General features: G+C 35.3%; 11 protein-coding genes. 1 reads left to right on the forward strand and 10 read right to left on the reverse strand.

Annotated elements, in window-relative coordinates:
- The 5 genes from HOG71_11060 to HOG71_11080 all read right to left on the reverse strand — a co-directional run.
- Positions 1–1,953 (reverse strand): HDIG domain-containing protein (locus tag HOG71_11060; GenBank protein MBT5991376.1); only part of this gene is annotated, 1,953 nt, incomplete at its 3' end.
- Positions 1,954–1,980: 27 nt separating this feature from the next.
- Entirely contained in the window at positions 1,981–3,366 is a 1,386-nt protein-coding gene (lpdA, locus tag HOG71_11065; protein MBT5991377.1) for a dihydrolipoyl dehydrogenase, read from the reverse strand.
- Positions 3,367–3,554: 188 nt separating this feature from the next.
- Positions 3,555–4,121 carry an aminoacyl-tRNA hydrolase gene (locus HOG71_11070; protein MBT5991378.1) on the reverse strand — a complete coding sequence of 189 codons (567 nt, stop codon included), beginning with the start codon at positions 4,119–4,121 and terminating at the stop codon, positions 3,555–3,557.
- A gap of 14 nt (positions 4,122–4,135) precedes the next feature.
- Positions 4,136–4,786, reverse strand: coding sequence for a 50S ribosomal protein L25 (locus HOG71_11075; GenBank protein ID MBT5991379.1), 651 nt, complete (start codon positions 4,784–4,786; stop codon positions 4,136–4,138).
- A gap of 11 nt (positions 4,787–4,797) precedes the next feature.
- Positions 4,798–5,769, reverse strand: a complete 972-nt coding sequence (locus HOG71_11080) for a ribose-phosphate pyrophosphokinase (GenBank protein ID MBT5991380.1) — start codon at positions 5,767–5,769, stop codon at positions 4,798–4,800.
- A gap of 282 nt (positions 5,770–6,051) precedes the next feature.
- On the opposite strand from HOG71_11080, the gene HOG71_11085 reads away from it, so the two are divergent.
- Positions 6,052–7,314 (forward strand): asparagine synthetase B, encoded by a 1,263-nt coding sequence (locus tag HOG71_11085; GenBank protein MBT5991381.1) that lies wholly within the window; start codon positions 6,052–6,054, stop codon positions 7,312–7,314.
- 30 nt (positions 7,315–7,344) lie between these two features.
- Here the strand turns inward: HOG71_11085 and HOG71_11090 are convergent, their stop codons facing one another.
- From HOG71_11090 to HOG71_11110, 5 genes are all read right to left on the reverse strand, one after another.
- Positions 7,345–7,593, reverse strand: a complete 249-nt coding sequence (locus HOG71_11090) for a hypothetical protein (protein MBT5991382.1) — start codon at positions 7,591–7,593, stop codon at positions 7,345–7,347.
- Between the two features lie 54 nt (positions 7,594–7,647).
- Positions 7,648–8,295 (reverse strand): rhodanese-like domain-containing protein, encoded by a 648-nt coding sequence (locus tag HOG71_11095; protein MBT5991383.1) that lies wholly within the window; start codon positions 8,293–8,295, stop codon positions 7,648–7,650.
- Entirely contained in the window at positions 8,295–9,005 is a 711-nt protein-coding gene (gene tsaB / locus HOG71_11100) for a tRNA (adenosine(37)-N6)-threonylcarbamoyltransferase complex dimerization subunit type 1 TsaB (GenBank protein ID MBT5991384.1), read from the reverse strand. The genes HOG71_11095 and tsaB overlap by 1 nt, the downstream gene beginning before the upstream one ends.
- Positions 9,006–9,014: 9 nt before the next feature.
- Positions 9,015–9,830: a sulfite exporter TauE/SafE family protein gene (locus HOG71_11105; GenBank protein MBT5991385.1), complete on the reverse strand. Its 816-nt coding sequence runs from the start codon at positions 9,828–9,830 to the stop codon at positions 9,015–9,017.
- Positions 9,831–9,889: 59 nt separating this feature from the next.
- The coding region (locus tag HOG71_11110) for a peptidase S41 (GenBank protein MBT5991386.1) at positions 9,890–10,264 on the reverse strand (375 nt) is incomplete at its 5' end.

Here is a 10,264-nt window from a genome sequence, read left to right on the forward strand (position 1 = left end):
AAATGCATTTTCGAACTGATTATCTTTCATTTTATAATCAACTAGTCGATCGACCAAATCTTCGAGCATTTCAACGCTTGGTTCTTTGATGCTTCTTGCTGCTGCTTCAATCGAATCAACAATCATAACAACTGCTGCTTCCTTGCTGCTTGGCTTTGGGCCAGGGTAGCGAAAATCATTTTCATCAACCTGAATATCAGGGTTTTTCTTAACATAATTGCGGTAGAAATATTCTACTTTGGTTGTCCCATGATGTGTTTTAATAAAACTGATAACTTCTCTCGGGAGATTGTGTTCTTTGGCTAATTTAACACCATCGCTAACATGTTTTATAATAATACGAGCACTTTCTTTTTCATCTAAATTATCGTGTGGATTGATGTCTTTTTGATTTTCTGTAAAGAACTGGGGAGCATTCATTTTACCAATATCGTGATATAGAGCACCAACCTTTGCCAACAGTGAGTTTCCTCCAATTTTATTCAAAACAGCATCTGTTAAGTTAGCTACTTGTATGCTATGCTGAAAAGTACCCGGTGCTTTAGAGGATAAATCGCGCAGTAATTTTTTATTCAAATCAGAAAGTTCAATCAAGGTAATATCTGATACAAATCCGAACATCTTTTCAAATGCATAAATAAGAGGATAAGCTAATAGTGTCAGAATAAAACTGCCTGAAAACCAGAGAAAATTCATAAAATCAATTTCCTTGAGCGTGCTTACTTGAATTAGTTTCAGGCCAAAAAAGGTGATGTAATAAACAAATAATACAATTAGAGTTGCCAGAAAGAACTGAGACAAATAGCGTATTTGAGATATAACAATCACTACAGCTAATCCAGCAATAATCTGAATCAGTAAAAATTCATAGCCATTGGGTGAAAATAAACTTACAATAACAACTACAATGAGGTGACTAATGAAGGCAATTCGAGCATCAAAAAACGAAATTAAAATGATGGGTACAATGCAAAAAGGAACCAAATAAATATTGAAGTTAGTGCTCTTTATGACATAGGTGCTCAGTAATATGAAGGCGGTTATAATAAAAAGAATAAGGAATACATCCTTGTTCTTCATGTATATCTCACGATAAAACTTCCATAAATACACTATAAAACCACCAATAACCAGCGATAGTAGAAGCAAATAGCCTAAGTGTTTTAAGTAATTAAAAGAGCCTTTACTTAACTGATTTTCATATTCGAGCCTTAGAGATTCCAGTATCTGAAATTTGTCATCCGTGACTTTCACTCCTTTGGAGATGATTTTCTCACCTTCCATAATTACTCCTTCAGTGGTAGATATATCTTCAAGTACTGACTTAAACTCTGCTTCTGAAAGATTCTTATCATAGTGTAGGTTAGGCGCAACCAGACTTAATAGTTGAGAATAATTGACATGAGAAGATAAAAATGTATCCTTCTTAATCTGATCTCTGACATATTCACGAGCCTTTTTTAGGGTAAATAAACTACTAACTAATACTTCTGTTGAACTCTTATTCTTCTTAACAATGATGATAATACCACTCGTGCTTTTTTGATCACCTTGTCCACTGTCTTCCAGAATTCCCTTGTCATAGGTTTCTGAAATAAGCTTTGTTAATAGTTTAATATAGCCTTTTTTGAGTTGAGGATTTGCATCTTCAACAATAGCCTCATAGTTAATTTGAATATTTGCTATCGCATTATCTAATATGTCGTTATGGTGAGCATAATAAGGTTTAAACGATTCTCTAATATCATTTTCCTCTTGGTCAAGTTGTTCAACAGTTTTTTTAATGGGAAACGAAAAAGGAGAAATTAAATCATTGTGATTCCATAATTCATTTTTGGCATATTCGTATTTGAACTTCCCTTCTTTGGGAATAGTATAGTATATAAGAAAAATGACTGCTATTACAATCAGGTATTTTATAAGTGCCTTGCTTCTGTCGATAAACTTGCTCATCCTGATTGCTTATTCTGATTATTAGAATTAAATATGAATTACTTCACCAAATGCTGCTGCTGCAGCCTCCATAATTGCTTCCGACATGGTTGGGTGTGGATGAACAGTTTTAATCAATTCGTGACCTGTTGTTTCCAACTTTCTTACAGCCACCATTTCTGCTATCATTTCAGTTACTCCGGCTCCAATCATATGTGCACCTAAGCATTCTCCGTATTTTGCGTCAAAAATTAATTTCACAAAACCTTCATTATGACCAGCAGCTGATGCTTTGCCCGAAGCAGTGAAGGGGAATTTCCCTACCTTGATTTCATATCCGGCATCTTTTGCTGCTTGTTCTGTCAAACCAACAGATGCTACTTCTGGACTAGTATAGGTGCAGCCTGGGATGTTTCCATAATCTAGTGGCTGTGGATTTTCTCCAGCAATTTTTTCAACACAAATAATACCTTCAGCGGATGCAACATGAGCAAGAGCAGGCCCATGAACAATATCTCCAATGGCATAAACACCTTCGATATTGGTTTGATAGAAATCGTCAACCAAAATTTTACCTTTTTCCTGTTTTACTCCTGTTTCTTCCAATCCAATGTTTTCTAAATTGGTTGCAATACCAACAGCCGAAAGCACAATGTCGCATGCAATAATTTTTTCGCCTTTCTTGGTTTTAACTTTTACCTGACAACCTTCTCCTTTCGTATCAACTTCTTCCACTGTAGAATTGGTTAGTACCTTAATTCCACTTTTCTTAAAACTACGCGCTAATTGTTTGGAAACCTCAATGTCTTCAAGCGGTACAATTTCAGGAAAAACTTCAATTAAAGTTACTTCTGTTCCTATGGCATTATAGAAATAGGCAAATTCAGATCCTATTGCACCTGAGCCAATAACGACCAAGCTTTTTGGTTGTTTGGCTAAGTTCATGGCTTGACGATAACCAATTATTTTTTTTCCATCAATTTTGATGTTTGGAAGTTCTCTAGATCGGGCACCTGTTGCAATAATGATATGATCAGCTTCATAAATGCTTGATTTTCCTTCATCCGTAACTTCAACTTTTTTTCCCTTTTGCAATTTGGCAAATCCCTTAATCAGATCTATTTTGTTCTTTTTGAAGAGATATTGAACACCATTTGACATTTTTTCGGCTACAGATCGGGAGCGACTTACAACCGCACCAAAATCAACCTTGGGATTTTCTGCACTGATACCATAATCTGATGCATGTTTTAAATATTCAAAAACCTGAGCAGATTTTAGTAGTGCTTTAGTTGGAATACAACCCCAATTCAAACAAATTCCACCTATAGATTCTCTTTCGACAACGGCTACTTTTTTACCTAACTGAGAAGCTCTGATTGCAGCTACATATCCACCAGGACCACTACCTATTACTATTAAATCGTATTTCATCATTTTCTGTTTAATTCATCTGTTTTCATCATCAAAGAGTAATTCTTTGTATAAAAGTCACACTCATTATTATAATAGCTGCAAAATTAACACAATTGAGCTAAAAATTGAGCCTAGTTTTTTAGGTATACCAATTATAAGAAATTATAGTATAATCGTTTTTACAAAAAGAATTTTTGATCAGACTTTTATTCGTTTTTGTTGTACTTAGTCATGGCTCTGTTCACTCCTTCAAAAATGAAAGAATATATGGCATCATGAATGAAGGTGAATTTTTCGGACAATACTTTCATTTCTTCGTCCGTCCATGTTCCCAGCACATGATCAACCTGAAATCCTTTTGGATAATCATTTCCTACACCAATTCTGAGCCTTGGGAATTGGTTTGTTTGCAGGATGTCAATAATATCAGATAAACCATTATGGCCACCATCACCACCTTTATTTCTAATGCGTACTTTTCCTAATGGAAGAGCCACATCGTCAACAAGAACAAGAGAATTCTCGGCTGGAATATCTAGTTTATTAAGCCAATATCGCACAGCTTTCCCACTACGATTCATATATGTAGTGGGTTTTATAAATACAAGCTGTTTGTTTTTAATTCGATGCTCTGCTTTGAAAGCATATCTGGCCGATTCAAACTGAAAATTATATTTTTCAGCAAAAAAATCAAGAATAGAGAATCCAATATTATGCCTGGTGTTGGCATAGTCATCACCTAAATTCCCTAGTCCTGTTATTAGTAGCTTCAAAGGAAGCGTTTAAATTATTCTGATTTAGCTTCAGCAGTTGCTTCGCTTCCTTCAGATCCTTCAGCTCCTTCTTCGCCTTCTTCACCCTCGATTTCCTCTGAATCCACAGTTGCAACAATAGCAGCTCTTGCTCTGGCAACACCTACAACAGGTGTACTGGCAGGATCAATCATCTCAACATTGGGGATATCAATGTCCCTAACTTTCAACGTGTCTCCCAATTCCAAACTAGTAATGTCAATCTCAATATTATCAGGAAGATCAGCAACTTTGCCTTTCAGACGGATAATACGAAGCTTTTTGAAGACCTTACCACCTTCGCGAGCACCAGCTGGAGTACCAACAAAGCTCATTGGATAGTTAGCTTTCACAACCATGTCTTTTGTAACTTCCATGAGGTCAATATGAGTTGGCTCATCTGAAAGTGGATGATAGGTTGTGTCTTTAACAATTGCTGTATATTTTTTATCATCTATTGTTAAATCCAATAGAAAAACTTCTTTTGTATATAGAACTTTTTTAATGTCATTGATGAAAAAATAGACATTAACATTTTCTTTTCCCCCATAAAGAACTCCGGGGACAAATCCCTCTGCTCTTAGCTGATTTAAAGCCCCTTTCGTTGACTTTTCTCTGATTTTCCCAAACAGCTCGAATTGTTTCATTGTATTCTAATTTAAAATTTTATTTCTTTTTGAAATGAATCGGGCATATCGAACAGCGAACTGATCGATTCATGCTCGTAAACGTTATGTATGCCGCGTGCAAATAAGCTGGCAACAGACAATACAGTAATCTTTTCACTTGATCTGGCAAGAGGTATCGTATCGCAAACAACGATTTCCTCCATCTGTGATTTTTCAAGTCTTTCTAGTGCATTAGCTGAAAAAACAGGATGAGTTGCGAAAGCACGAACACTTTTGGCTCCTGCTTTTAGCATTACTTCTGCTGCTTTAATCAAAGTGTTTCCCGTATCAATGATATCATCAACAATGACAACATTTTTACCTTCCACATTACCTATTACTCTGATCTCTTCAACTTCGTTGGCTTTTTTTCGGTGCTTGTCAGAAATTACAATTTCTGAATTCAATTTGCTGGCAAATTCTCGGGCTCTTTTTGTACCACCAATATCAGGAGAGGCAATCACTAAATTGTCCAGATTAAGATGTTTGATGTAAGGAACAAAAATGACAGAAGAATCGAGATGGACAACTGGAATAGGGAAGAATCCCTGAATCTGGGCAGCATGAAGATCCATTGCAATAACCCTGCTGGCTCCAGCAGTATAAATTAAATCTGCAATTAATTTAGCACCAATCGAAACCCTGGGCTTGTCTTTTCTGTCCTGACGGGCATAGCCATAATAAGGAATAACAACATTGATATAATGCGCAGATGCTCTTTTTGCAGCATCTATCATTAGCAATAGCTCAAATAAATTATCGGTAGGAGCAAATGTGGATTGAATCAAAAATACATCACAACCCCGAATTGATTCATTAAAACTAGGCTGGATTTCACCATCTTTGAACTTCAAGACACTAACATCCCCTAACTCGGTTCCAAAGCTATCAGCAATTTTATTAGCAAGCTCTTTACTTGCAGTACCTGAGAAAATCTTTATCGGGTTAAATTTAGCTGGCATTTGTAATTATATTTGTTATTTCCCTGAACTCACTACTTTTTACGAGTTGCAAAAATAAAAAAGATTATCCAATAAAGATAATGGGCTGAATAATTAATTATCAATGAGGTAGAAAGGAATTTGTCGGTTATTGCATAGGACATGGAATTTGCTGTTAAGGAGAAGAAATTTTACGAATTAATAGCTTTAAGTAGAGAGATGCCGATCTAATTTGTTTATGGCAGAAGATTTGAAGTTTATTGATCTTTCGTATTTGACTAAATTTGTATTATAATATAGCCCATGTGCAAACAACTGATATTCATAGTCGTATTACTTTTAGCCCTAAACACAGCCAAGGCAGCTTATATTTTTATTCCCATGGATGAAAAGCAAACAGATCATCTGAAAGCTTATGGGATGACTTATTGGGTGATCAGTACCGGGATTCCGGCTGATTGGTTATTGAACTACCGCGGTGGAAGTTTTGTGTTTCCTTTTACAGGCATATTTGAGAAAGAATGCCGTTTACGTGCAATATCTTATGAAGTGATTGCAGATGTCCAATATCAAAAAATAAAAAATGACATTGCTCATCCGGAAGTAAATCAGGAGGTCGTTAAATTAGAAAAAGCACCAAAAATTGCAGTTTATTCTCCCAAAACAAATCAGCCCTGGGATGATGCAGTAACCCTGGTATTAACATATGCTGAAATCCCCTATGATGTAATTTATGATGATGAAATGCTTCAGAATAAACTTCATTTATATGATTGGTTGCATCTTCACCACGAAGATTTTACCGGACAAAGTGGAAAGTTTTGGGCGAGTCACCGACACCAGCCTTGGTATATTGAGGAACAAAAAGAGAATAAAGAAATAGCTGAACGATGGGGTTATAGTAAAATCTCGCAGTTGAAATTAGCCGTGGCAAAAAAAATCCAGGAATATGTAATAGGAGGAGGCTACTTGTTTGCCATGTGTGCTGCAGCCGATACCTATGATATTGCTCTTTCGGCAGATGGTGTTGATATCTGTTCAAGAGAATTTGATGGAGACCCAATGGATCCACAGGCTCAGCAAAAACTAAATTTTGAAAACACCTTTGCTTTTCAGAATTTTCAGTTAGAAAAATCACCAATTCAATATGAGTTCTCAACGATAGATGCGACCAGAGATCACGGGGTTTTAAGCGAGAGAACAGATCTTTTTACATTGTTTGAATTTTCAGCAAAATGGGATGTTATACCAACCATGCTTTGTCAGAATCATACGCGTGTGGTAAAAGGGTTTATGGGACAAACAACAGCTTTTAGATCGAAATATTTGAAACCCGAAGTTCTGGTTTTAGGTGAAAATAAAGCAATTGGCGAAGCACGACTAATTCATGGTACGTATGGAAAAGGAATGTGGACTTTTTATGGTGGTCACGATCCGGAAGATTACCAGCATATTGTAGGAGAGCCACCAACTGAATTAAGCTTGTACCCAAACTCACCTGGGTATCGATTGATATTGAATAATGTATTATTTCCTGCAGCTAAGAAAAAGAAGCAAAAAACCTAAGATAATTAGATAACTACCTAATTACAGGAGTTATGCTTGAATCTTTCTTTTTCCTAGAAAATATATTGATATTAATAGTGCATAGACCAATAGCATGGCAGGTAAACTTCCTATGAACTTATACAACTTAACATAAATAATATAGAACAGCCCACCCCAGCTACTACCAATTTGTGCTTCGACAATGGTTTCATAGTTTGGAAAAATAATAAACAATACGAATGGTGCAATCAAGAAAAAACCGAAACTGAAATACTTAAATGATCTTGGTTTATTCATTTGACTTCATAATTAATATTAAGAATTAGCTAAGTCAACAAATTATCACATGATCTAACTGGATGTCTTTGTAAGTGTTTTAACCAGCTCAAATCTTTCTTCTTTTTTTATTTCAGCAAAACCACCTTCAGCATGATACAGATTATGTTTCCCATTTATTTTTAAATAGGATATCATACTCATGGATAAGCGTCCATCTTCACAAACAATAGCGGAAAATTCATCCTCCTCAATAGCGGAGTAGTCTGTTATAAAAAGTGATGGTTTAATATTTTCGGATTCTTGAATATGTCCTCTGTCAAATGCCGATTTTAGTCTAAGGTCATATACATATAGACCTGCATGTTTAACTTCAATAGCCAATTCATCAGCCATAATGGAAATAACAACATCAATGTTCTTTTTCGCTTCTATCCAGGCATCAATTCCACCATCCAGATAACCACGAATATTTTGATAACCTAATTTTTCAATTTCGAGAATAGCGTCTTCTTCCTGCCCACTTTCACCAACAATTATTATCGCTTCATCTTTAAAAAGAAACTTCTTTGCATGCTTGCTAAAACTGTCATCAAAAACCAAATTTAAGGATAGTGGGATATGCGAATAGGCAAAAAATTCAGGTTTTCTGATATCAATTATTCGATAATTGTTTTGTATTTGGCGTTCAAAATCAAGAACGCTTAATTGTAATTTTGACATTAATCTATATTTAAAATCTTCTTGATTTTCAATGAAACTTTTTTAGCCTTGAAGTCGCGTAAATAATAAGGTTCAAAGTAATTCAAATCTTCAAAGTCTTTGTTTTTGTATTTTTCGACAGCCAAAGGGATGAGGTTTCTTGCGTCTGGTAATACAGTCGATAATAGCATGCAATTATCATTATTATTAAAACTCTCAGCCCATTTCTCAACGCCATCACCTATAAAAATCATTTTTCTGTTTGACAGAAATTCTCTCATTTTTTCTGGCTCTAATTTGCCTACTTCAGGTTCAAGAACTGCTCGGTAATTTGCATCGTATATAGCATAATAAACTTCATTATTTCGTGCATCAATCAATGTGCAAATATGCTCGTCCTTTAATTCTTGTTCTCTTTTTAATGCAGTGATCAGCGATCGTAAGGTGTTTACAGCAATTAGTGGTTTTTCAATGCCATAACAAATACCTTTTGCAACTGAAACACCAATTCTTAAACCGGTGAAAGAACCGGGGCCTTTGCTTACTGACACAGCATCAAGATTCGAATAAGAGTTTGCTGTTTTTTCTAACAGTTCATCAATAAATAAGGTGAGCTTAGATGAATGGATGTTTTTTTCGTGCAAGCTGATATAATCGACTAATTTATCATCTTCACTTAATGCAACCGAGCAAATATCAGTTGCTGTTTCAATATGCAGTATTTTAAACACGGAGCAAATTTAAAGAATAGTCGACAACATCCTGATTGTAACTAACAGAAGAATTGAAATAAACAAAATGCGGATGAAAGTGTCGGATAATCGCCTGGCTAATTTTACTCCCTGAGGAGCCATAATTATAACGCCCACTACCATGGGGATGGTTATTTGAGGGTATAAATAACCAAAAGCGTTGCTTCCGGAATGCGATTGGCTTAAACTATATATCAAGACAGAAACAACAGACATAAAAGGCATTACTCCCAATGAAATAGATGTTGCTTTCTTGATCTTAAGTTTTGAAATATCAGAAAGCAGAGGAACTGTAATTACACCTCCTCCAAGCCCGGAAAAGCCTGAAAAAAGTCCCATGAAAAAACCAGCTAATGGATAAATCTTTTTTGGAATATGATCCTTAAAAGCTGTATTCTTCTTTCTTAATGTTAAAAGCATTTTGACGATAAGCAAGAATAATATACTAACAAATACCAATGTGAATTTCTGCTTGGTATACCAATCACCAGTAAGGATGATTATTGTGATGCTAGCAGAAACTAATATGGCTGTTGTTGCAGTGAGTAAAACTTCTTTCAAATGATAGTTTTTATTTCGGAACTGCTGAATTGATCCAAAAACACTGGCAAAAAATATGGCAAAAAAGGAATTCGACAAAATAAATCGAACTTGGTCAATGTCTTTTACAATACCAAGTTTTTCAAGGTAAAATGATAGGATGAACACATAAATTACCCCACCGCCAACGCCTAATAGTCCAGCAATTAATCCGCCCACACAGCCTGTAATAAACAGGATGATAATGTCAAGTAAATCTAACATAATTAATAATTAAGATTTACGAAGATAATAGAATATTGGAAAGCAAAATTGATATGCAATTAGTTTGGTTGTAATATTTTATTGTAGTTGTCGAGGTTGCTCAATACTTTTAGAGCTTCCTCAACCTCATTGTCACGAGCTAATGAGGCCTGTCTTCTTCCTTTTTGGAAATAATATCTGCTGACGATTTCATTTTCTAAATACTTGCTGATTTCGCCCTTGTATTTAAGAATTTCATTTCTTTTTTGTTCTTCAATAGTTTCCAGCATCTGCTTGTAATCATCCTCAATGGCATCAAAGTAATCATCTTTTTCGGCTTTGGCTTTGAAATTTCCCAGGGCTTTTTCTGATGGATTTTTGTAAGTCAGATTTTTGCTTGCTACAAAATCAACAAAAGAAGTATAATCACTTTCTGATAGTCTGAATTCATCTGC

The organism is Bacteroidota bacterium (assembly GCA_018698135.1).
Classification (GTDB): Bacteria; Bacteroidota; Bacteroidia; order CAILMK01; family JAAYUY01; genus JABINZ01.

Excerpts from the sequence above, each read along its gene's own strand:
- HOG71_11095 (MBT5991383.1), bottom strand. The coding sequence starts at position 8,295 with ATGTCAAAATTACAATTAAGCGTTCTTGATTTTGAACGCCAAATACAA.
- HOG71_11085 (MBT5991381.1), top strand. The coding sequence starts at position 6,052 with ATGTGCAAACAACTGATATTCATAGTCGTATTACTTTTAGCCCTAAAC.
- HOG71_11105 (MBT5991385.1), bottom strand. The coding sequence starts at position 9,830 with ATGTTAGATTTACTTGACATTATCATCCTGTTTATTACAGGCTGTGTG.
- HOG71_11090 (MBT5991382.1), bottom strand. The coding sequence starts at position 7,593 with ATGAATAAACCAAGATCATTTAAGTATTTCAGTTTCGGTTTTTTCTTG.
- HOG71_11075 (MBT5991379.1), bottom strand. The coding sequence starts at position 4,786 with ATGAAACAATTCGAGCTGTTTGGGAAAATCAGAGAAAAGTCAACGAAA.
- HOG71_11080 (MBT5991380.1), bottom strand. The coding sequence starts at position 5,769 with ATGCCAGCTAAATTTAACCCGATAAAGATTTTCTCAGGTACTGCAAGT.
- lpdA (MBT5991377.1), bottom strand. The coding sequence starts at position 3,366 with ATGAAATACGATTTAATAGTAATAGGTAGTGGTCCTGGTGGATATGTA.